The 22,144-nt window shown below is 72.8% G+C and carries 15 protein-coding genes; 12 read left to right on the top strand and 3 right to left on the bottom strand.

From position 1 onward, the window contains the following. Positions 1 to 48 precede the first annotated feature (48 nt). Entirely contained in the window at positions 49 to 585 is a 537-nt protein-coding gene (locus G4G93_RS10715) for a DUF2244 domain-containing protein (protein ID WP_165084281.1), read from the bottom strand. 20 nt (positions 586 to 605) lie between these two features. On the opposite strand from G4G93_RS10715, the gene nth reads away from it, so the two are divergent. From nth to G4G93_RS10690, 5 genes are all read left to right on the top strand, one after another. Next, positions 606 to 1,346, top strand: a complete 741-nt coding sequence (gene nth, locus G4G93_RS10710; RefSeq protein WP_165083956.1) for an endonuclease III — start codon at positions 606 to 608, stop codon at positions 1,344 to 1,346. A 50-nt stretch (positions 1,347 to 1,396) separates the two neighbouring features. Then, positions 1,397 to 1,831 carry a hypothetical protein gene (locus G4G93_RS10705; RefSeq protein WP_165083954.1) on the top strand — a complete coding sequence of 145 codons (435 nt, stop codon included), beginning with the start codon at positions 1,397 to 1,399 and terminating at the stop codon, positions 1,829 to 1,831. 87 nt (positions 1,832 to 1,918) lie between these two features. Next, the gene (locus G4G93_RS10700) at positions 1,919 to 3,706 is read left to right on the top strand and encodes an efflux RND transporter periplasmic adaptor subunit (protein WP_165083952.1); all 1,788 of its coding nucleotides are present in this window, start codon (positions 1,919 to 1,921) and stop codon (positions 3,704 to 3,706) included. A 13-nt stretch (positions 3,707 to 3,719) separates the two neighbouring features. Further along, positions 3,720 to 6,860, top strand: coding sequence for an efflux RND transporter permease subunit (locus G4G93_RS10695; protein WP_165083950.1), 3,141 nt, complete (start codon positions 3,720 to 3,722; stop codon positions 6,858 to 6,860). A 30-nt stretch (positions 6,861 to 6,890) separates the two neighbouring features. Next, the gene (locus G4G93_RS10690) at positions 6,891 to 7,265 is read left to right on the top strand and encodes a hypothetical protein (protein WP_246736683.1); all 375 of its coding nucleotides are present in this window, start codon (positions 6,891 to 6,893) and stop codon (positions 7,263 to 7,265) included. 111 nt (positions 7,266 to 7,376) lie between these two features. On the opposite strand, the gene G4G93_RS10685 is transcribed toward G4G93_RS10690, so the two are convergent. After that, complete coding sequence (locus G4G93_RS10685; protein WP_165083948.1) at positions 7,377 to 7,631, bottom strand: acyl carrier protein; 255 nt, start codon at positions 7,629 to 7,631, stop codon at positions 7,377 to 7,379. 230 nt (positions 7,632 to 7,861) lie between these two features. On the opposite strand from G4G93_RS10685, the gene G4G93_RS10680 reads away from it, so the two are divergent. From G4G93_RS10680 to bcsS, 5 genes are all read left to right on the top strand, one after another. Beyond that, entirely contained in the window at positions 7,862 to 9,055 is a 1,194-nt protein-coding gene (locus G4G93_RS10680) for an acyltransferase (protein ID WP_165083946.1), read from the top strand. Positions 9,056 to 9,366: 311 nt separating this feature from the next. Next, the gene (locus G4G93_RS10675) at positions 9,367 to 11,355 is read left to right on the top strand and encodes a GumC family protein (RefSeq protein WP_165083944.1); all 1,989 of its coding nucleotides are present in this window, start codon (positions 9,367 to 9,369) and stop codon (positions 11,353 to 11,355) included. Positions 11,356 to 11,365: 10 nt separating this feature from the next. Then, positions 11,366 to 12,583 carry a UDP-phosphate alpha N-acetylglucosaminyltransferase gene (locus G4G93_RS10670; RefSeq protein WP_165083942.1) on the top strand — a complete coding sequence of 406 codons (1,218 nt, stop codon included), beginning with the start codon at positions 11,366 to 11,368 and terminating at the stop codon, positions 12,581 to 12,583. 106 nt (positions 12,584 to 12,689) lie between these two features. Beyond that, a complete protein-coding gene (locus G4G93_RS10665) occupies positions 12,690 to 15,227 on the top strand; it encodes a response regulator (RefSeq protein ID WP_246736682.1) in 2,538 nt (845 codons plus the stop codon). Between the two features lie 201 nt (positions 15,228 to 15,428). Continuing rightward, a complete protein-coding gene (bcsS, locus tag G4G93_RS10660) occupies positions 15,429 to 16,187 on the top strand; it encodes a cellulose biosynthesis protein BcsS (protein ID WP_395413816.1) in 759 nt (252 codons plus the stop codon). 35 nt (positions 16,188 to 16,222) lie between these two features. Here bcsS and G4G93_RS35875 read toward each other — a convergent pair whose 3' ends face one another. Continuing rightward, positions 16,223 to 16,609 carry a tautomerase family protein gene (locus G4G93_RS35875; protein WP_165083937.1) on the bottom strand — a complete coding sequence of 129 codons (387 nt, stop codon included), beginning with the start codon at positions 16,607 to 16,609 and terminating at the stop codon, positions 16,223 to 16,225. Between the two features lie 469 nt (positions 16,610 to 17,078). On the opposite strand from G4G93_RS35875, the gene bcsA reads away from it, so the two are divergent. Next, positions 17,079 to 19,493, top strand: coding sequence for a UDP-forming cellulose synthase catalytic subunit (bcsA, locus tag G4G93_RS10650; protein ID WP_246736695.1), 2,415 nt, complete (start codon positions 17,079 to 17,081; stop codon positions 19,491 to 19,493). A 7-nt stretch (positions 19,494 to 19,500) separates the two neighbouring features. Then, a complete protein-coding gene (locus tag G4G93_RS10645) occupies positions 19,501 to 22,140 on the top strand; it encodes a cellulose biosynthesis cyclic di-GMP-binding regulatory protein BcsB (RefSeq protein WP_165083933.1) in 2,640 nt (879 codons plus the stop codon). Positions 22,141 to 22,144: the final 4 nt, after the last annotated feature.

Raw genomic sequence — 22,144 nt, 5'->3', positions numbered from 1 at the left:
GCTGACGCTTCAGTCGTCCGGGAAAGGGGAGCGCGTCATGACGAGGCGCTAATACCCCTTCTTCACCTCCGCCAAGGCCCGCGTCAGCCCGTCGGCCACCACCTGCCGTTCCGTCGGCGAGGCGTCGCGGGCGACGAGCACCCGCTGCCCGCGCGACACGAAGGCCAGCGACATCAGCCCGTATTCCTCGTCCTCGACCTTGTGCAGCCGGGTCCAGAGCGGGTTGAAGCGCCACTCGGCCCGCTCGCCGCGGTGGCTGACCCGGGCGACCAGCACCTCGATCTGGCTGATCACCACCTCCTCGAAGGAGCGGCCGCGGCGGGCGTTGAGGGTCAGCGCCAGCCACAGGGCGGCGATGTCGAGGCCGAAGAAGCCGGTGACCGGCCACATCCCCATCTGCAGGAAGGCGATGCCGGTGACGAGCGCGACGCCGCCGCAGGCCGCCATCACGACCCGGAAGCCGAGGCGCGACAGCGAGCAATGCGGCCGGATGGTCGCCGAGAAGACCGGGCGCTCGATCGCGTCCGGGTCGCGGCCGTAGGGGTGCCGTTCGGTCGCGTGGTCCGGTGTCTTGCCGCTCGCCATGCGCCCAATATAAGGCACGCATGACTCGCCGGAAGCAGGCCGCCCCCGACAAAATCACCGCACCTGCCACGGCGGGATTGGTGAAGCCCCTCACCGCCCGTGCGAAGACCCCGGAGCCGGTCGACGCCGCGACGCTGCGAGAGATCTTCGCTCGCCTGAGCGCCGCCAACCCGGAGCCGCGCTCCGACCTCGAATACCGCAACCCCTACACGCTGCTCGTCGCGGTGGTGCTGTCGGCCCAGGCGACCGACAGAAGCGTCAACCTCGCCACCGCGCCGCTCTTCGCCAAGGCCGACCACCCGGCGGCGATGCTGGCCCTCGGCGAGGAGACGGTGCGGCACCACATCCGTACGATCGGGCTGTTCAACACCAAGGCCAAGAACGTCATTGCGCTCTCGCGCATCCTGATCGAGGAGCATGGCGGCGAGGTGCCCCGCGCCCGCGAGCACCTGGAGGTGCTGCCCGGCGTCGGCAAGAAGACCGCCAGCGTGGTGCTCAACGTCGCCTTCGGCGAGCCGACCATCGCCGTCGACACCCACATCTTCCGCGTCTCGAACCGTGTGCCCCTGGCGCCCGGCAGCACCACCGACAAGGTCCAGGCGGGGCTGGAGGCGATCGTGCCCGAGCCCTACCGCCTCAACGCCCATCACTGGCTGATCCTGCACGGCCGCTACGTCTGCAAGGCGAGAAAGCCCGAATGCTGGCGCTGCCCGATCGCCGACCTGTGCCGGTACCCGGACAAGACGCCCGGGCCGGGCTGAGGCGCGAAGCCCCCGCTTCCCTCGCGGCCCGAATCTGATACCCTGAGAGCATGACCCTGTCCCGTCCCCTCGCGCGCCTCGTGGCCGCGGTGATCGTGCTGATCGCCGCGTGCGTCGGCGCGTCGGTGACCGGGGTGTCGTCGGCCCAAGCCCATCAAGGGCATGCGCATCAGGGTCACGCCCACCACGCGCCGTCCCTGCACGGTCCCGCCGTGACCGGGCCGACCCTGGCCGAGGCGCGCGTCGCCGCGCAAGGCCCGCGCCTGACCGCCGCCGATCCGGACGAGGCACCCGCCTCCGCCCGGTCCTGCAACGGGCTGTGCTGCCTGATGGGCGCCTCCTGCTGCGTGCCCGGCCTGCTGCCGGACGGCCTGGCGGCGTTCCCGAGCCCGCGGCCGGCCCGCCGCCTGGCGGCGGCCGAGGACGCGGTGCCTGCTGGCATCGTCCCCGATTCCCCCGCGAGACCGCCGAGACCCTTCGCCTGACGCCCGCGTCCCGCATCGGCGCGCCGCCCTGACGGGTGGCCGCCCGCGGGCGCCCCTCGCCGTCCGCCCGCGAAGGTTCACTCACCCATGTCCCCGTTCCGGTTGCCGGCCGCCTCGCGTGCGCCGGCCGCGGCGCTCGCCCTGCTGGCGCTGCCGTTCCTTCCCGCCCGCGCCCATGAGGGCCACGACCACGGCGCCCCGCAACCGCCGGTCTCGAAGACCATCGCCCCGCGGGGCGAGGCGGCCTCCGCCGCCTTCGAGCTGGTGGCGATCCCCCGCGGCGATGCGCTGGTGCTCTACCTCGACCGCTTCGCTACGGCCGAGCCGATCACCGACGCCACCCTGGAGGTCGAGACGCCGGACGGCCCCGCCCGGGCCGAGGCGAGCCCGGACGGCAGCTACCGCCTGCCGGCGCCCTGGCTCGCGACGCGCGCGTCCAAGGACGATCACCTCGACCTCGTCGTCACCGTGACGGCCGGCACCGACCTGGACGTGCTGCCGCTGACGGTCGCCCTGCCCAAGGCCGCCGAACCCAAAGGGGCCGAGCCCAAAGGGGCCGAGCCCAAGGGCGCCGAGCTCAAGGGCGCCGAGTCCGCCCGGGCCGGACATGAGGCGGGGCATGCGGGCGAGGGCTGGCTGCACCGGCTCGCCGAGGGCCTGACCGGGCGGCTCTCCGCGCGGGACCCCGGCGCCGGCCTCGCCGCGGCCGGCGGCTTCGTGCTGGGGCTGGCCGCCATGGGGCTGATGCGGGCCGGCCGCCGGGCGCCCGTCCTCGCCGTGCTGGTGCTGGCCGCGACCCTGGTGCTCGGCGCCACCGCCTTCGCGCATGACGGCGACCCTCCGGAGACCCGCGCGGCCTTCGTGCCCCCGCCCACGGATCTCGCCCAGCGCCTCGCCGACGGGGCGGTGTTCGTGCCGAAACCCACCCAGCGCCTGCTCTCCCTGCGCACGCAGGTCGCGGCCGAGGCCGCCTTCCGCCGCACCGTGTCGCTGCCGGGGCGCATCATCCCGGACCCGAATGCCAGCGGCGTGGTGCAATCCTCCGTCGGCGGGCGCCTGGCGCCGCCGCCCTCGGGCGCCTTCCCGCGCCTCGGCACGAAGGTCCGGGCCGGTGAGGTGCTGGCGCTGGTCGCGCCGCCGGTGCAGCGGGTGGACCTGTCGGACATGCGCCAGCGCCAGGGCGAGCTCGACCAGCAGATCGCCATCGTGCAGCGCCGGGTCGACCGCTACCAGAAGCTCAGCCCCAGCGGCGCGGTCTCGCAGGTGCAGCTCGACGAGGCGCAGGACGAGCTGAAGGGCCTCAAGGACCGCCGCACCGCCCTCGACCGTATCCGCCAGGAGCCCGAGGTGCTGACCGCCCCCGTCGGCGGCGTCATCGCCGAGGCCGCCGCCATCGCCGGCCAGATGGCCGCCCCCGGCCAGATGGTGTTCCAGATCGTCGATCCGGGAAAGCTCTGGGTCGAGGCCCTGAGCTTCGATGTCCTGACGCCGGCCGCCGACGCCACCGCGCGCCTCGCCGACGGGCGCAGCCTGCCTCTCGCCTACCAGGGCGCCGGCCTCGCCGACCGCAACCAGGCGATTCCGGTCCAGTTCGCGATCCAGGGCGGATCCGGGGGGCTGCGGGTCGGCCAGTTCGTCACCGTGCTCGCCGCCACCGATGCCGAGCAGAGCGGCCTCGCCCTGCCGCGGGCGAGCGTGGTGCGCACCGCCAACGGCCAGGACGTGGTCTACGCCCACACGGCCGCCGAACGCTACGAGGCGAAGCCCGTGCGGGTCGCGCCCCTCGACGGCACGCGGGTGCTGGTCGAGGCCGGCCTCCAGCCCGGTACCCGCGTGGTGGTCCAGGGCGCCGAGCTCCTGGACCAGGTCCGGTAAGGGAGACGCAAGGATGTTCTCCTTCCTGGTCACGCAGTCCCTACGCAACCGCCTGCTCGTCCTGGCTCTGGCCCTCGTGCTGGTGCTCTACGGCGCGTTCAGCCTCACGCGGTTGCCGGTCGACGTCTTCCCCGACCTCAACCGCCCGACCGTCACCATCATGACCGAGGCCGAGGGCTACGCCCCCCCGGAGGTCGAGCAGATGGTGACCTATCCGATCGAGACCCGGCTCAACGGCCTGCCGGGCGTGACCCGGCTGCGCTCGGTCTCGGGCGTCGGCCTGTCGGTGGTCTATGTCGAGTTCGCCTGGGGCACCGACATCTACCGCAACCGCCAGCAGGTCGCCGAGCGGCTGGCCCTGGTCCAGGACCAGCTGCCCCGCGGGGTGACGCCCCAGATGGGGCCGGTCTCCTCGATCATGGGCCAGGTGCTGCTGATCGCCGTGACCGGCGAAGCGCTCTCGCCGATGGAGCTGCGCGAGACCGCGGATTTCGTGCTCCGCCCGCGGCTCCTCACCGTGCCGGGCGTGGCCCAGGTCATCCCGATCGGCGGCGAGGTGCGCCAGTTCCGCGTCGCCCCGAACCCGGCGGCGATGCGGGCGCTCGGGGTCACCAACGCCCAGCTCGACGCAGCCCTCCAGCAATTCGGCACCAATGCCGGCGGCGGCTTCACCGACCAGTATTCGCGCGAGTACCTGATCCGGAACATCGCCCGCACGATGAGCCTGGAGGACCTGCGCGACCTCGTGGTGGGAACCGCCGGCAACGCCCCGGTGCGCCTGCGGCAGGTGGCCGAGGTCTCCTTCGCCGCCAAGGCCAAGCGCGGCGAGGGCGGCTACCAGGGCAAGCCGGCGGTGATCGTCTCGGTCGAGAAGCAGCCGGACGTCGATACGGTCGCGCTGACCCGCTCGATCGAGGCGGCGCTCAAGGACATCGCGCCCTCGCTGCCCGCCGGCATCTCGGCCGACAAGATCCTCTTTCGCCAGGCCGACTTCATCGAGACCTCGATCGCCAACGTCGAGCGGGTGCTGGTCGAGGCGATCCTCGTCGTCGCCGTGGTGCTGTTCTGTTTCCTCCTGAACGTCCGCACCACCCTGATCTCGCTGACCGCCATCCCCGTCTCGATCCTGACGACCGCATTGGTGTTCCACCTCCTCGGCCTGTCGATCAACACCATGACGCTCGGGGGGCTCGCCATCGCGATCGGCGAACTCGTCGACGACGCGGTGGTCGACGTCGAGAACATCTTTCGCCGGCTGCGCGAGAACCGCGCCGCCGGCAATCCCCGCTCGGTCTTCGAGGTGGTGGTGTCGGCCTCGAACGAGGTGCGGTCGGGCATCGTCTACGCCACGGCGATCATCGTCCTGGTCTTCGTGCCGCTCTTCGCCCTGTCGGGCATCGAGGGACGGCTCTTCGCGCCGCTCGGCCAGGCCTACATCGTGTCGATCCTGGCGAGCCTCGTCGTCTCGATCACCCTGACGCCGGTCCTCGCCTCGTGGCTGCTGCCCGGCATGAAGAGCCTGGAGGAGCACGAGAGCCGGTTCATCCGCGGGCTCAAGCACGTCAACGCCGCCGCCCTGCGGGTGGCGTTCCGCCACCCGCGCCTGCTCGTCGGCACCGTCGCGGCCCTGGTGGTGGGCGCCGGATTCGCCGCCGCGCACCTGCCGCGGGCCTTCCTGCCGCCGTTCAACGAGGGCTCCTTCACCGTCACCATGGCCTTCACCCCGGGCATCTCGCTTCCCGAGAGCAGCCGGGTGGGTGCCATCGCCGAGCGGCTGCTGATGGAGATCCCCGAGGTGGCGGCGGTCGGCCGGCGCACCGGCCGGGCCGAGCTCGACGAGCATGCCGAGGGCGTCCACTCCTCCGACCTGGAGGTGGCGCTCAAAGGGGGCGGCCGGCCGAAGGCCGAGCTGGTGGCCGAGATCCGCCGGCGGCTGGCGGTCCTGCCGGTCTCGGTCAATGTCGGCCAGCCGATCTCGCACCGGCTCGACCACATGCTGTCCGGCGTCCGGGCCGAGATCGCGTTGAAGATCTTCGGCGAGGATCTCGATGCCTTGCGCCGCGTGGCGGCCTCGCTCCAGGACCGGATGCGGGCGCTTCCCGGCCTCGCCGACCTGCAGATCGAGAAGCAGACCCGCATCCCGCAGCTCGAGATCCGGGTCGATTACGGCCGCGCGGCGCTCTACGGCGTGCAGCCGGCGGCCCTCGTCGAGCAGATCAGCCGGCTCTCCAACGGGCGCCTGGTCTCGACGGTGGTCGACGGCTACCGCCGCTTCGACGTGGTGCTGCGGCTGCCCGAGACGCAGCGCACCACCGCGACCTTGAGCGACCTCCTGGTCGAGACGCCGTCCGGCTGGGTGCCGGCGCGCCAGCTCGCCGACATCCGCGAGACCGACGGCCCGAACCAGATCCTGCGCGAGAACGGCCGGCGCCGCCTCGTCGTGATGGCGAACACGACGGCCGAGGCCGACATGGCCGGGATCGTCGCCGGCATCCGCAAGGCGGTGGCGGCCGAGACCTTGCCGCCGGGGGTGTTCACCAGCCTGGAGGGCACCTTCCAGGCGCAGGAGGAGGCGAGCCGGACCATCGGCGCCCTCTCCCTCGTGTCGCTGGGGCTGATCTTCGCGCTGCTCGCCAGCCGCTACCGCTCGGGCGGGCTGGCGCTCATCATCATGGGCAGCGTGCCGCTCGCCCTCGTCGGCTCGGTGGCGGCCCTGTGGCTCGCCGGCCAGCCGCTCTCGGTCGCCTCGATGATCGGCTTCATCACGCTCACCGGCATCGCGGCCCGCAACGGCATCCTCAAGGTCAGCCACATCCTCAACCTCGCCCTGCACGAGGGCGTGCCGTTCGGGCCGGACCTCGTGGTGCGCGGCAGCCTGGAGCGGCTGACCCCGGTGCTGATGACCGCCCTGTCGGCGGGCGTCGCCCTGGTGCCGCTGCTCACCGACGCCGCCAGCCCCGGCAAGGAGATCCTGCACCCGGTCGCGGTGACGATCTTCGGCGGCCTCATCAGCGCCACCCTCCTCGACGCGGTGCTGACGCCGGTGCTGATCCTGCGCTTCGGCCGCCGCCCGCTGGAGCGCCTGGCGGCGATGCGCGACGCCGCCCGGGCCGATGCCTCCCATGCCGCGCCCGCATCCGCGGACGCGTTCTGATCCAGATCGAGACATCCGGAGAAACGGACGATGCTTCAGCGATTCCTCACCGCCGGCGCCCTGGCGATCGCCCTGCCGTTCTGCGCCCACCAGGCCTGCGCCCACGAGGGGAACGGGGACAAGGGCGGCCGCATCGTCGATGCCGGTCCCTACCACATCGAACTCGTGACCAAGGACCGCCGGGTCGAGGTCTGGGTCTACGACGCCAAGGAGAAGGCGGTGTCCCCCGCCGGCTTCAAGGGCACGGCGATCCTCGTCGTCGGCGGCAAGCCGGCCCGGGTCGTCCTGACGCCGGCCGAGGCGCGGCTCACCGGCGAGGCCGAGGTGTCGCTCGGCGCGAACCCGAAGGGCGTCGTGCAGATCACCGGGCCGGACGGCGCGGCGGCGAGCGGGAAGTTCAACTGAGGGACGGACCCGTCGATGCCGCGCCTGCCGGTGTCGGGTACCGTGCCGCAAGGCGATCGGGTTGTGCCGCGGCTCCGGGGCGGCGATAATGGGTCGCCCCGCCGGCCAAACTCACGCCGCCTTCCGCGCCAGTTGTTCTAACACGAGATCCCGGATGCTGCTCACGGTCGAAAACGTGTCGCGGTTGAGAAGGTGTTCCGGGAATTCGATCTCGAAATGCTCTTCCAGATCCATCATCACCTGGACCGCGCCGAACGAGTCGAGGCCGTTGTCGAACAGGCACGCATCGTCCGAGAGTTGGCCGATCGTGTTGGCAAGAGTGCCGTGGCGCGCCAGAATCGTGCGAATTTCTTGAGCATTAATCATCAACTAACCTCAATCTAGTTGTCGCACCCTAAGCAGTTATACGCAGGTAAATCAAACTTATTTTCGCGGACTGGTCAATCGCCTCGTCGTCCGCTCCCCTCCGCCCGACCCTCCTGCCCGTCCTTCTGGTCGTTTCCAGGCGGCATCGATCCTGCGGATCCACCCGGGACGCACGGCCCGGCATCCCCGGACCGGACAGAGTTGTTCGAGAACGGCACGGGTGGCGCACGATGCACGGGCGTGACGGAACAGACCGGTTCGAGGTGCTGGATGCGGGGCGGGGCGTGTGCGCCCTCGCGGTGGCGTTCTTCCACATGCCGCTGGCCCACCCGCTGCAGCAGCAGGCGTGGTTCCCGAACCTGCAATTCTGCGTCGACCTCTTCTTCGTCCTGTCGGGCTTCGTGCTGCTGCACGCCTATGGCGACCGGCTGGCGACGGGCCGGCAGGTCCTGAGCTTCTGGTGGATGCGCTTCGGCCGGCTCTGGCCGCTCCACGCCGCCACGCTCGCCCTGATGATCCTGATCGAGCTGGTGCGCCTCGCCTATCTGTCGCACCATGCCGGCACGCCGGTGGCGACGCCGCCCTTCGGGGCCGGCCATCGACCCATCGAGATCCTCACCCACCTGCTGTTCCTGCAGAACTTCCGCACCTTCGGCGATTACAGCTGGAACTTCCCGTCCTGGAGCATCGCGGTCGAGTTCTGGGCCTCGATGGTGCTGGCCCTCACCGTGATGGCGGCGGGTCCCCGGGCGCGCCTCGTCTTCGCGGGCCTCGCCGCCGCCAGCGCGCTGGCGCTGTGGTGGGTGAGCCCGCGCACGCTGTTCGTGATCCAGAACTGGGGCATCGTGCGCTGCCTGTTCGACCTGTTCATCGGCTGCCTCGCCTACACCCTGCGCGACGCGCTGCGGTTCGGGCGGGCGGGCGCGACGGCGGCCGAGGCCGCGTCTCTCCTCGCCCTGGTGGCGGTGGTGGCATTGGTGCCGCAGGATTTCGGCGCCTGCGCGGCGAGCCTCGTCTTCGGGGTCGCGATCGCGCTGTTCTCGCACGGGCGGGGCGCCCTGTCGGATCTCGCCCGCGCGCGGCCGGCCCAGAGCCTCGGCCTGTGGTCGTTCTCGATCTATCTCCTGCACCTGCCGGTGATCCAGGTCTTCACGACGGCGATGCACTACGTCGCGCAGCGCACCGGTCTGCCGCGGACGGTGATCCTCGGTCACGACCGCTACCTCGATTTCGGCTCCGGTGCCGCCAACCTGGCGGTCGCCGCCCTGCTGGTCGCCGTGACCGTGCCCCTCGCCGCCCTCACCTGCCGCCTCGTCGAGCGCCCGGCCCTCGCCTGGTTCAGGCGCAACGGCCCCCGGCTGCCGGCCGGGACCACGCCGTCGCGGCGCGCCCCGGCGGGCGGCGCGGCCCTGATGCCGCGCTGAACCCGAGGCGCGCCGGCCTGTCCCGGTTTGGGATGGGCCGGCGCCGGAAACGGCTGGGGGATCGGTAACCGAACCGCGACTAAGTTCCTGCCGGTGCCCTGCAGGTTCAGGGATGGTCGAAGAACGCGCTCCGCCGGGGGATGACTGTCGCGAGACGCAGGTCATCGGCCGGTGCGGCGCAGGAGCGGAGACGACGTCCGCGTTGCGCCGCCGTCGATCGGAGGTCGCAACCGGGCATCGCAACCGGACTTGGCAACTGGACCTGGCAACCGGACTTGGCAACCGAACTTGGCATGAGGCAGGGGCACGAGATGTCGACGGCAGATCCCGCCGCGGCCACCACCCGCGGGACCGGCGGTACGCTCGCGGATCTGTGGGGCTCGGCCCGCCGGCGCAGCCTGTGGATCGTCGCGAGTGCCGGCGTCATGGCTTCGCTCGGCGGGCTCTATGCGTGTCGCCAGGTTCCGACCTATCGCGCCACCGTCGAGCTCCTGATCGACCCGCAGGCGCTCCAGATCGTCGGCCGCGGCCTGTCGCGCCAGGACGCGCCGGCCCAGCTCGACTTCGCCAACCTGGAGAGCCAGGGGCTGATCCTGCTCTCGGCCAAGCTCCTCGATCCCGTCGTGGCGCAGCTCGGCCTCGCCGAGGACCCGGTCCTGACCCGCGGCGCGCCCCCCGGCGCCGACCCGGCGGTGGTGGCGCTCGAGGCCCTGCGCAAGCGCACCGTGGTGCGCCGGGTCGAGAACTCGTTCAACTTCCAGCTCACCGTCGCCTATCCGGATGCGCGGCGCGCGGCCGAGATCGCCAACACCATCGCCGCCCAGTTCTTCGAGGTCGGCGCCCGGGACCGGGTCTCGGCGGTGCGCCGCGCCAACGAGGCGCTGCTGACCCAGGCCGGCGACCTGCGCGCCCAGCTCAACCGGGCCGACGTCGCGGTCGAGCGCTACCGGGCCGAGAAGGGCCTGATCGGCTCCGGCGATGCCGGCCTGCTCGTGTCGCAGCAGCTGAAGGACCTCTACACCCAGATCACCGCCGCCGAGACCAACCTCGCCCGGCTCTCGGCCCGGCGCGAGCAGGTGCGCCAGCTTCGCGCCCCCGACGGCCAGGTCCAGGCGGTGCCGGAGGCCGACACCTCGCAGGTGATGGTGTCCCTGCGCACCCAGTACGCCCAGACCCTGCAGGAGATCGCCCAGCTCTCCCGCAGCCTCGGGCCGAGCCACCCGCAGATGATCGCGCTGGCCGCCCAGCGGGCCGCGACCGCCCGGCTGATCGCCGCCGAGGCCGACCGGATCCGCCGCACCATCGAGGAGGACCTGCGCCGCGGCGAGGAGAGCCTGCGCCAGCTGCGCGGCCGGGCCGAGCGGCTGATCGCGACCCAGACCAGCAGCAACCAGGAGGGCATCCGCCTGCGCCAGCTCGAGAGCGAGGCAGAGGCGATCCGGCGCACCTACAACCTCGTCCTCGACCGCACCAAGGACCTCGAGCAGCAGCAATCGATCAACCCGAGCAACTCGCAGATCGTCTCGCGCGCCACCCCGCCGCTCAAGCCCTCGGACACCCCGGCGCCGATCGTGATCGTCGCCGCCGGCCTGTTCGGCGCGGTGCTCGGGCTGATCCTCGGTTTCCTGTACGATCTCTGGCGCGGCAACATCACGACGGTCGCCGGCCTCGGCTCCGCCGGTGCGCCGGTCTGGGCCCGGCTGCGGCGACCGGGCCGTCGCGGCCGCGGCGGCAGCGCCGAGGAGGCGCTCGTCACCGCGGCGCGCGAGTTGCGGACCCGGCTCGCCGGCCGCAGCCAGGCGGTGGTCGTCACCGTGGCCTCGGACGGGCTGGGGCCGGAGCGCCTGCGCGCGGCGGAAGTGCTCACCGACCTCCTGCTCCGCCTCGGCGAGCCGGCCCTTCTGGTGCCCGAGCAGGCCCATGCCCGGCTCGGCTTCGGCGACGGCCCGCGCTCCGACGCGCCGGTCCGCGGCCGGCTCGCCGTCATCGAGCCCGGCCGCGGGCCCGAGCGGATGATGCGGCCCGAGATCATCGTGGCGGAGCGCGACGTCGGGCGCGGCGACGGCTGGCTGTCGATCCCGGAGACCTCCGACGCGATCCTCCTCGTCGTCGCCCCCGGCCGGATGACCCGCACCCGCCTCGAGCGCCTGCTCGACACCCTCGACGGCGCCGGCCGCTTCCGGGCGCAGGGGCTGTTCGGCCTCGTCGCGGTCGAGGGCCGGCGCGCCTTCGCCCCGCGCCGGCCGGCGGCCGAGCCCGCGCCTGCCGCGCCCGTGCCCGGCCGCGTGCGGGCGGCGTGAGGAGAAGGGGATGAACCTGGCCGCCGCCCTGCCGGCCGCCGACCGGCGCGCGCCCTACCAGGCGCGGGCCGCCTTCCTCGTGCTGATCGCGGCCCTCGTCTTCAACGCGGGCCTGTGCTTCCTCAACACCGCCGGGTTCCCGGTCTCGGGCGGCACCGTGATCGGCGCCGAGGTGGCGATCATCGCGCTCACCCTGGGCTTTGCCCTCGACGAGCGGCCCGGGCCGTGGCTGATCCTCGCCGGGCTCGTCTCCTACGGGCTCCTGCTCCTGGCGCTTCGCGGCTCGACCGACGTCAAGGGCGTGCGCGACTTCCTGATCCCGGTCGTGTTCTACAATCTCGGGATGCGCTCGCCCGACCTGCGCGACGCCGACCGGGCGGTGCTGGCCTCCGGCATCGTGGTGGTGGTGATGGGGCTGTTCGAGTACGGTCTGTTCGACACCTACCAGCAATACTTCAACATCGTGCGCTACTACGTGGCCCGCGGCAGCATGTCGGCGTCGGAGATCAACGAGCTGACCGGCTCGCTGTTCACCAGCGGCATCCGGCCGGATTCGCGCACCATCCTGCCGTTCCTCGGGCCGCACCGGGTCTCGTCGGTCTTCCTCGAGCCGGTCTCGGCCGGCAATTTCGGCGCCGTCCTGTTCGCCTGGGCGCTCTACCGCCGCACCATGCGGGGCCGGGCCTGGCTGTTCCTCTGCGCGGCGCTCACCGTCATCCTGGCCGATGCCCGCTTCGGTGCCTACGTCTGCGTCGCGATCACCGGGGCGATGCTGGTGGGCTGGCGCCTGCCGCGCCTGCTCTGGTTCGCCCTGCCCTTCACGATCCTGCTGGCGCTGACAATCTACGGCTACGAGAGCATGCAGGTGACCTGGCAGAACGACATCGCCGGGCGCCTGCTCTGGGCCGCCCTGCTCGTCACCTCGCTGCCGCCCGAGGGCGTGATGGGCGTCCTGCCCGACAAGCTGTTCCTGTCCGATTCCGGGTACGCCTACGCGCTGACCCAGATCGGCGTCGCCGGCATCCTGGTGGCCTGGGGCCTGTTCGTGCTCATGCCGGCCCGCAATCCGGACGGCTGGCGCCTGCGCTGCGCCATGGCGATCTACCTCTGCCTGCTCCTGGTGATCAGCGACTCGCCGTTCTCGATCAAGACCGCGGCCCTGGTGTGGTTCATGCTGGGGGCGGCGGACGGGGCGGAGCCGGGGGCGGAGTACGCCCGGGAGGCGTGATACCGGCGGCCCGGGATGCCGACGCATCGACCTCCCGCGCGGTCGTTACCGCCCGGCGCGACGACGATGCCGCAAGTGCAGACATCGTTAACCCGACCTTAAGCGGATGCCTGCCCTGGTTGCAGGACGCGAGCGCCGCCTGCGGGGCCGGGGCTCGCGGCTGGCGCGATGGAACCCGTTCATGCTGGACTCGGTCCGGATCTCGCTCAAGGTGCTGAACGCGGCCCAGCTCGCCGGGGTGGCGGCGGCGGCCTTCGGGCTGGCCTGGTTCGGGGGGGCGCTGTCGCGCGCCCCGCAGGGCGGCGGGACCGAGCGCCCCGCCCTCGTCCAGGCCGCCCGGGCCTATGCCGACGCCCTCGACGAGGAACTCGGCGCCTCGATCGCGGAGGCCCGCAACGCGGCCCTGCTCCTGCGCCTCGACGATCCCGGCGTGACCGATGCCTGGCGCGCGTCGCGGCTGCAGGACTGGCTCTCCTTCAACCCGCGCTACCGCGACGCCGTGCTGCTCGCCCCGGACGGGACCCCGCGCGCCTCCGGCCGCGGCGTCCCGCTGCCGCAGGCAGCCACGCTGGTGCCGGCCCGCCGGGCCGAGGTCGCGGTCGCGGCCGGCCCCGAGGAGGCGCCCTTCGCCCTGACCCTGGCGCTCGGGGTTCCGGGCCGCTCGGACAGCCTCGTGCTGCGGGCCGCGCCCGCCTATTTCGACGGCATCGGCGAGCGCGTCCGACACGGCGTCGGCCAGGGAGGCGGGATCCGGGACGGGATCCGCTTCGCGGTGGCCGGGGCGGACGGGCGCGCCCTCCTCGGACCGCTGCCGGCCGCCGGCGACCCGCGCCCGCACGAGGCCGCGCCGACCCGCGGCAGCCGCGACCTCGCCAGCCCCGGCTGGATCGTCACCGCCTCGTCGCCCGGGATCCCGCTCGCGGCGCCGGCGGGGCCGGACCCGCGCCTGATGGCCCTGGGCCTCGCCCTCGTGCTCGGCGCCGGCGGCCTCGGCTACGCGCTGGGCGGGCGGGTCTCGGCGCGGCTGCGGCGCCTGGCCGACGACGTCCCGGGCGACGCCCTCGACGCGGCGCCGGTCTCGCGGGTGCGCGAGATCGCGGCGATCTCCGGCACCGTCCGCGACCGGACGCTGAGCCTCGATTCCCGGCTCGCCGGGACCGGGACCGGCCTCGACCGCGTCCGCGGCCGGCTCACCACCTTCGAGGCGATGTCGGGCTGGACCTGCTGGGAGATCGACCCCGAGACCCGGCAGGTGGCGTGGTCGGATCCCGCAGGTCCCGGCGCCCTGGCGGGCGCCGACCGCGTCGCCACCATGGCCGACCTCGCGGCCCGGTTCGAGCCCGCCGACCGTCCCCTCCTCGACCTCACCCTGGCGGCGGCGCTCGAGGCCGACGGCCCCCACGACGTGGCCCTGCGCCTGCGCGGGCCGGGGCCCGACTCGGCCCGCCGCCTCCTGGTGCGGTTCCTGCGCGGCCGCGACGCCGCCGGCCGGGTGCGGGTCCACGCGCTCAGCCGGGCGATCCGCGAGGAGGACGCCCCCGACACCCCGGCCGGCGCCAACGAGCGGCGCCGCAACCTCGTCCTGCGCCGGGTCACGGACGGCATCGTCCACGATTTCAACGACGTGCTGACCGTGGTGCTCGCCAATCTCGGGGTGCTGCGGCGCCAGACCGCGCTGGATCCGCGCCAGGCGGCGCTCACCGACGCGGCGCTCGCCGGCGCCCATCGCGGCGCGGCGCTCACCCGCCGCCTGCTCGGCCTGGTGCGCGGCGGTACCGAGGCCGCGGGGAGCGATCAGCCACCCTCGCCCCTGGCCTCCTCCGACCTCGCCGCGACCGTGGCGGCGTTCCTGCCCTTCCTGCAGGCGAACGTCCTGCGCGAGGCCCCCCTCGTCACCCGCATCCCCGACGACCTGCCGCGGGCGCGGTGCGGCGAGCGGCTGCTCGAGCTGGTGCTGCTCAACCTCGCCTTCCACACCCGCGACCTCGGCCTGCACGGCTTCGCGATCGGCGCCGCCGCGCATCCGGCCGGCGCGCCGCCGCTGCCCGGGATGCCGGAGGGACCGGCCCTGCGCATCCTGTTCGCCAGCGGGCGGCGGGCGCCGGGGGCGGCGACGCGGCCCTCGCCGCGGGCGCTCGACACCGTGGCGCAGCTCGTGCGCGATGCCGGCGGCGCCTGGCGCCTCGTCTGCGACGGGCGCGGCGAGGAGGCGTTCCTGGCCGAGATCTGGCTGCGCGCCGAGGCGCGCGCGCCGGAGGTGACCGCCGCCCCGGGCCGGGCGCCGTTGCGCATCCTGCTCGTCGAGAGCGACAGCCTCGTGCGCGCCAGCGTCGCGGAGGCCCTGGGCGAACTCGGCCATGCGGTGGTCCAGGCGGCGTCGGGCGAGCACGCCCTCGGCCTGCTGGCGCAGGACGCCGCCTTCGACGCGATGATCGCCGATCAGGCGATGCCGGTGATGACCGGCCTCCAGCTCGCCGCCACCGTGGTCGAGCGCCATCCCGGCATCCGCGTCGTCCTGGCGAGCCCGCACGGGCAGCTGCCGGCCTCGGCCCGCCGCTTCCTGCGCCTCGACAAGCCGTTCCGGCCCGAGGACCTCGCCTCGGTGCTCGGCAGCGCCGGGCCGGCGGCCGACCGCGCCGCCTGATCCGCCGCCCGCCGGCCAAGGCAGGACAAGACTATTCGTTTCCCGGCCGGTAAAAATTGCCCACGTCTCTCGCGTCGAATGAAAGCTAATTTTTAACCGTCCCCCTGCATAAACCGGTGTGCAATCGTTCGGTATCTTGCAGAGGAGGCGGCGTTGATTGCCTCGGTCCAGCATCGAACCCGGCCGCTCTTCGGCGCCGGCCTGTCGGTCCTCGTCGGCGCGGTCGCACCGGGCCAAGCCCTGGCGGCCGACCTGCGGGCACCGGCGCCGGCGGCGAGCGCCGACTGGTATACCGGCGCGCAGGCCCAGGCCGTCGACGACAGCTGGGCGATCGCCGTCGACGGCTCGACCAGCGTGACCTCGAACAGCTCGGCCTTCGGCTCGATCACCGTCACGGCGCCGCTCGCCGGTCCGCCGACCCAGAGCGGGCCGCGGGTGCGGGTCGAGGCCATCGCCGGCACCTATTCCTATCCGGGCCAGGCCGTCGCCTCGCGGGTGACGGGCTACCAGGAGGAGGGCTCGGTGATGGCCGGCTACGAGTGGGTCTGGCGCGACGCGGCGCTCGCCGGCTTCATCGGCTTCAACGCCCGCAGCAACCAGCTCTCGATCCCCGATCCGGGCAACCCGGTGGTCGGCACCGGCCTCGGCCTGCGCGTGGCCGCGAACTTCTACGCCAACCCCACCGACCGTACCATGGTGTCGGCCTACGGCTCCTACTCGACCAAGTTCAACGCCTACTATTCCCGCCTGCGCGTCGGCTACATGGTCGCCGACGGCGTCTATATCGGCCCCGAGGCCCTGTTCCTCGGCGACGACTTCTTTCGCCAGTACCGCATCGGCGCCCATCTCTCCGGCGTGAAGTTCGGGCCGGTGCAGATGTCGCTGGCGGCAGGCTACGTCCAGGACCGCGTCCAGGGGTCGGGCTATTACTCGAGCATCGAGGCGCGGGCGAACTTCTGATGCCAAAGGTCGTTTCCAACGACCGTCGGTATCGCTCACACGTCGATCCTGAAGCCGAGGTCGATCCCGCTCGCCGGCTTGCCGGACAGGCCCCAGTTGACCGGATCGACGTCGACCAGGATGATCTTGATGTCTCCGGCCGGCACCTCGAAGCGGGCCAGCTCGTCCGGGATCGCCCGGTAGAGCCGGCGCTTCGCGTCCATCGACCGCCCGGAGAAGAGCGTGATCTCGATCACCGTATAACGGGGGCCCTTCGTCGGGGGCGTGATCAGCGCGTCGTCATCGAACTGTTGCAGGACGATGCAGCGGTCGTGCTCGGGGACGAGCAGCCCCGTCGACAGGGCCCGCTGCACGGCCTCGATGATGTCGCGCCGCCGGCCGGCGATTCGGCCCTGGCGGGTGCTGATACGGGTCGATGGCACCGTCGCCGCTCCCCCGATCCTCCGCCGATTCCGCGGGAAGAACCTTGTACCCGCAATGGTCTGGGAGCCGGCCTGCGATCGGCCCGCCCCTCGCCTTCCCGGCGCCGCCGGGGATCGCGCGAGGTGGCCGGTGATACAGCCGCGTTGCGGCAGCGCTTATCCCTCAAGCCCCAGGAAGCCTTCCGCAAGGTTGCCGCACGTTCCGCTCAATCCTGCGCCCGCGATGCTAACACACTAATCAAATAAAGCGTTCAGCGTATCTGCGTGGATCGCGAACGTTCTGCGTCAAGTGAGGTTCTTCGATTTGCGAGCAAATGCGACTTTTTTGCACGTGATGATGGAGATTCCAGGCTTGAGTTGCTGGTGAAAATCAGGTTCTCGTAACGAGAAATCGACATAATCTGATGGCTTAGGGGCTGGCGATTCTGGAGAGGCGGGCGTGGTGCGTGCATTGCGATGGCTGGCCTGGATGGGGACGACGGCGGCCGGCCTCCTTCTGCTGAGCCAGCCGGTCGGCACCCAGAACCAGCTCGCGATGAGCCTCGCCGCCATGGCGGCGATGGCCGCGCTCTGGCTCGCCTTCGACGGGCCGCGGGCGCGCTTCGTCTTCCTGGCGATGGGCAGCCTGGTGGTGCTGCGCTACATCCTGTGGCGGGTGACCGACACGCTGCCCTCGCCGGGCGACCCGGTCAGCTTCGGCTTCGGCCTGTTGCTGCTGCTGTGCGAACTCTACTGCGTCTTCATCCTGTTCGTCAGCCTGATCATCAACGCCGAGCCCCTGCGCCGCCGCCCGCCCCCGGCCGCGCCGGCCGCCGACCTGCCCGCCGTCGACGTCTTCGTGCCGAGCTACAACGAGGATGCCGGGATCCTGGCGATGACGCTGGCGGCGGCGCGCCAGATGAACTACCCGCCCGAGAAGCTGACGGTCTGGCTCCTCGACGACGGCGGCACCGACCAGAAATGCAACGACCCGAATCCCGAGAAGGCTGCGGCCGCGAAAGGACGGCGGGTCGAGCTGCAGGCGCTCTGCGCCGAGCTCGGCGCCCGCTACCTGACGCGCGCCCGCAACGAGCACGCCAAGGCCGGCAACCTCAACAACGGCCTTGCCGCCGCCGCCGGCGACCTCGTCCTGGTGCTCGACGCCGACCACGTGCCGTTCCGCTCGCTCCTGAACGAGACCGTCGGCTACTTCGCCGAGGACCCGAAGCTCTTCCTGGTCCAGACCCCGCACGCCTTCCTCAACCCGGACCCGATCGAGCGGAACCTCAAGACCTTCGAGCGGATGCCGTCCGAGAACGAGATGTTCTACGCGGTGACGCAGGCCGGGCTCGACAAGTGGAACGGCTCGTTCTTCTGCGGCTCGGCGGCCCTCCTGCGCCGCGCCGCCCTCGATGAATCCGGGGGATTTGCCGGTATCACCATCACGGAGGATTGCGAGACCGCCTTCGAGCTGCATTCCCGCGGCTGGACCAGCGCCTATGTCGACCGGCCGCTGATCGCCGGCCTCCAGCCCGACACGCTGACCGATTTCATCGGCCAGCGCTCGCGCTGGTGCCAGGGCATGTTCCAGATCCTGCTGCTCAAGAACCCGGCCTTGCAGAAGGGGCTCAAGCCGATCCAGAAGCTCGCCTACCTGTCGAGCATGACGTTCTGGTTCTTCCCGATCCCGCGGCTCGCCTTCATGTTCGCGCCGCTGCTGCACATCTTCTTCGATCTCAAGATCTTCGTTGCCAGCGTCGACGAGTCGATCGCCTATACGGCGACCTATATCGTCATCAACCTGATGATGCAGAACTACGTCTACGGCAAGTTCCGCTGGCCGTTCGTCTCCGAGCTCTACGAGTACGTCCAGGGCCTGTACCTGTCGAAGGCGATCGTCTCGGTGATCTGGTCGCCGCGCAAACCCACCTTCAACGTCACCAACAAGGGCGCGACGCTCGACCGCGACCACCTGTCGTCGCTGACCCTGCCGTTCTTCGCGGTCTACGGCCTCCTGCTGGTCGGCTGCCTGGTGGCGGGCTGGCGCTACCTGTTCGAGCCCGGCGTGACCAACCTGATGCTGGTCGTCGGCCTGTGGAACTTCTTCAACCTGCTCACCGCCGGCGCCGCGCTCGGGGTCTGCGCCGAGCGCCGCCAGCTCGAGCGCACCCCCTCGCTGGCGATCAGCCGCCGCGGCCAGGTCGCCCTCGGGGGCCGGGCCGTCGACGTGGCGATCGAGCGGGTCTCGGCCGAGGCCTGCACGATCCGGATGCCGGCCGCGGCCCTCGCCCCCGGCGTCGGCCACCGCCCGGTCCGCGGCACGCTCACGGTGGAGCCGGTCGCCGGCGCACGTCCCGCCGGCGCCCTGCCGGTGATCCTCGGGCCGGTCGCCCGCGCCGGGACCGACGCGGTCTGCAGCCTCGCCTTCGGGACCCTGCGTACCCGGGATTACGTCGCGCTCGCCGGGCTGATGTACGGCGACGCCGAGGCGATGCGCCGGTTCCAGCTGCGCCGGCGCCGCCACAAGGACCTGTTCACCGGGACGCTGCAATTCGTCTGGTGGGGCCTCGCCGAGCCCTTCCGCGCCCTGCGCTACGCGCTCGCCGGCGAGGCGCCCCGCCCCGCCGCCGTCGAGGCCCCGGCCGCGGCGGCGCCGGTCTACGACGAGCCCGTCCGGGATGCCGGTCCCGCGCCGGTCCCGCCGCAGCCGATCGACCTGCCCCTCGCCGCCCCCGCGCGGCCGGTCCTGCCGGTGCGCCCCGCGGCGCCGGTCCAGGCCGGGGGTCCCGCCCATGCCGAGGTCCACGCCCAGGCGCAGGACGACGGCGACTGGGTCCGCCTGATGCTCGACTACGAGAACGACCGCGCCCTCGCCGAGAGCGGCCGGCGCACCGATGCGGCGTGAGGCTGCGATGATCCCGCGCCACCCCTTTCCCCGGACGGCTCCGTCCCACAGGACCGATCGACCTCGGGCGCGTCCGGGTTCGGTCGGGTGGGAGAAGCGCGGACCCGCGATCCTGGCGCTCCTCCTCGCCGCCCTCCTCGCCCCCCCCGCCCTCGCCCAGAGCTTCCTCGGCACCGGCCCGGCCGAGCGCCTGACCCTGCCGCCCACCGGCGAGCCCCTGCGCACGCCTCCTCAGAAGCCGCCGGTGCCGGAGGCCGATCCGGCGCGTCGCGGCGTGCCGGTCGCGGCCGCGGTGGCGGCGGCGCGGCGGTTTCCCGCCGGCACGCGGGGCTACCGCCTCGCCGGCGAGGAGGCTTCGCTGCAATTCCCCGTCTACCTGACCGAGGCGCAGGCGCGGGGACAGACGAAGCTGCGCGTGTCGTACCTCTCGGCGATCTCGGTCGCGCCGGAGGCGTCCGAGTTGTCGGGCAGCGTCAACGGCACCAGGGTCGGCTGGACCCGGATCCAGGCGCCCGGCGCCGTGAAGGTGGTGGAATTTCCCCTGCCCGAGGGCCTGCTGAAGCCCGGCTACAACGCCGTCGGCCTCGCGGCGAGCCAGCGCCACCGGGTCGATTGCTCGACCGGCGCGACCTACGAGCTGTGGACGCAGATCGACCCGTCGCGCTCCGGCCTCGTCGTGGCGCAGGCCGGCGACCTCGACCTCAAGACCCTGGCGGCGCTCGAGCCCGACGAGAGCGGCGCCCTGCCGATCGCCGTGCTGCTCGCCGAGCGGCCGAGCCCGGAGCGGCTCGAACGGATGATCGGCGCCGTGCAGGCGGTGGCCCTCGTCGCGCGGCTCGCCCGGCCGGCGGTGACCTTCGGGGCGCCCCTCTCGGGCCGCGCCGGGCTCAACCTCCTGGTCGGCACCGCCGCGGAGATCCGCGGCACGGAGGGAGTGGAGGAGCTCGGGCCGATCACCGGGCCCCGGGTCGCCCTCATGCCCCCCCGCGGCAGCCGCGCGCCCGTGCTCGTCGTGACGGGTGCGAGCGCGGACGACCTGCGCCAAGCGATCCAGACGCTCGCGACCTCCGGCGACGCGGGCGGCACGCCGGTCGGCGCCCGGACCGCCGAGCTGACCCGGGGCTATCCGGTGCGGGGCGGCGAGAGCCTGACCCTGGACCAGTTCGGGGTGACGAGCCGCGAGTTCAACGGCCGGCTCCTGCGGGTCGGCTTCGAGGTGCGGTTCCCGGCCGATTTCGTCCCGGCCGATTACGGCAAGGCGATGCTGCACCTCGCCGGCGGCTACGCGGCGGGGCTCGACTCGAGCGCCCAGATCGTCGTCGACATCAACGGCCGCAACGCCGCGAGCGTGCCCCTGCCCTACGGCCGCGGCGAGGTGTTCACCGACAGCGCGATCCCGCTGCCCTTGAGCCTGTGGCGGCCCGGCCTGAACCGGGTCGAGATCAGCGCCCTGCTCCCCACCGCCGCCGACCGGACCTGCGACACCCTCGCGCCGGCCGCCCGGCGCGCCCGCTTCCTGTTCCTCGACCGCACCCGCCTCGACGTGCCGGCGCTCGCCCGCGCGGTGCGCAGCCCCGACCTCGCCGCCGTCAAGGCCGGGGCGGTGCCGTTCCTGAACCCGGATCCCTCGATTCCCGGACCCCGCCCGCGCCTGGTCCTGCCGACTCCCGACCGCGATTCCACCTCCGCCGCCGCGACCCTGGCGGCGCGCCTCGCCATCGCGGCCGGGCGGGTGATCGATTTCGAGATCGGCAGCGACGACCGCGCCGCGGGCGGCGGGGCCCGCCTCGTCGTCGCCCCGGTCCGCGCCCTCACCCCGGCCGCTCTCGACTCGGTCGGCCTCGATCCGGGCCAGGTCCGGAGCATCTGGGAGGGCCGGGCCGAGACCGTGGCCACCCCCGGCCCGTTCGGGGCCGAGGGCGTCGTCACCCTCGACCGCCTGCGCCGCAACCTGCCGATGCGCTGCGCCCTGCCGGCCTTCACCACGCCCCTGCGGACGGCCGCCGCGCCTGCGCCGGCGGCGACGCCGGTCTCGATGCAGGCGCCCCTGCCGCCGCAATCCCCCGCCGGGGCCGCCCAAGCCCCCGCCGGGCCCCCCGACGACAGCGAGGCCGACCTCGTCGCCCGCTGGGACGAATCGGCCCGCGGCGTCACGATCCCGGCCGTGCTCGCCAATGCCTGGACGGCGCTGTCCCGCTGGAGTGCGGAGGCCCGCGACCTCGGCCTGCGGGCCGCCGGCGGGCCGGCGCCGGAGGCGGTGCCGCTCAATCCCCGTGCCTCGCTGATCATCGCGCAAGGCGACGGCACCGGCGGCCGGCTCGAGGATGGCACCGTGCTGGTGACCGCCCCCAACGCCTCGATGCTGCGGGCCTCGGTCTCCTGCCTCGTCGATCCGGTGGTCTGGACCGGCCTGACCGGCCAGGCGGCCTTCCTCGACGCCTCGGACGGCAGCCTCACCACCGTGCAGCCCAGGCGCGTCGGGCTGATCGAGACCCAAGGGCGGGGCCTGGCGAACCTGCGCCTGGTCGCGGCGGCCTGGCTCTCCCTCAATCCGGGCGCCTACGTGGCGATGACGCTCGTCATGGCGCTCTGCCTCGGCCTCGCCACGACCAGCCTGGTGCGCCAGCTCGGCAGGAGAAACCCGTGATGAG

It is taken from the genome of Methylobacterium sp. DB0501 (assembly GCF_011043735.1).
GTDB classification, from domain to species: domain Bacteria; phylum Pseudomonadota; class Alphaproteobacteria; order Rhizobiales; family Beijerinckiaceae; genus Methylobacterium; species Methylobacterium alsaeris.
This window is presented reverse-complemented; position numbering and strand designations above follow the sequence as displayed.

Coding starts and splice junctions, on each gene's coding strand:
- G4G93_RS10715 (WP_165084281.1), bottom strand. CDS start 585: ATGGCGAGCGGCAAGACACCGGACCACGCGACCGAACGGCACCCCTAC.
- nth (WP_165083956.1), top strand. CDS start 606: ATGACTCGCCGGAAGCAGGCCGCCCCCGACAAAATCACCGCACCTGCC.
- G4G93_RS10705 (WP_165083954.1), top strand. CDS start 1,397: ATGACCCTGTCCCGTCCCCTCGCGCGCCTCGTGGCCGCGGTGATCGTG.
- G4G93_RS10700 (WP_165083952.1), top strand. CDS start 1,919: ATGTCCCCGTTCCGGTTGCCGGCCGCCTCGCGTGCGCCGGCCGCGGCG.
- G4G93_RS10695 (WP_165083950.1), top strand. CDS start 3,720: ATGTTCTCCTTCCTGGTCACGCAGTCCCTACGCAACCGCCTGCTCGTC.
- G4G93_RS10690 (WP_246736683.1), top strand. CDS start 6,891: ATGCTTCAGCGATTCCTCACCGCCGGCGCCCTGGCGATCGCCCTGCCG.
- G4G93_RS10685 (WP_165083948.1), bottom strand. CDS start 7,631: ATGATTAATGCTCAAGAAATTCGCACGATTCTGGCGCGCCACGGCACT.
- G4G93_RS10680 (WP_165083946.1), top strand. CDS start 7,862: ATGCACGGGCGTGACGGAACAGACCGGTTCGAGGTGCTGGATGCGGGG.
- G4G93_RS10675 (WP_165083944.1), top strand. CDS start 9,367: ATGTCGACGGCAGATCCCGCCGCGGCCACCACCCGCGGGACCGGCGGT.
- G4G93_RS10670 (WP_165083942.1), top strand. CDS start 11,366: ATGAACCTGGCCGCCGCCCTGCCGGCCGCCGACCGGCGCGCGCCCTAC.
- G4G93_RS10665 (WP_246736682.1), top strand. CDS start 12,690: ATGCCTGCCCTGGTTGCAGGACGCGAGCGCCGCCTGCGGGGCCGGGGC.
- bcsA (WP_246736695.1), top strand. CDS start 17,079: ATGGGGACGACGGCGGCCGGCCTCCTTCTGCTGAGCCAGCCGGTCGGC.
- G4G93_RS10645 (WP_165083933.1), top strand. CDS start 19,501: ATGATCCCGCGCCACCCCTTTCCCCGGACGGCTCCGTCCCACAGGACC.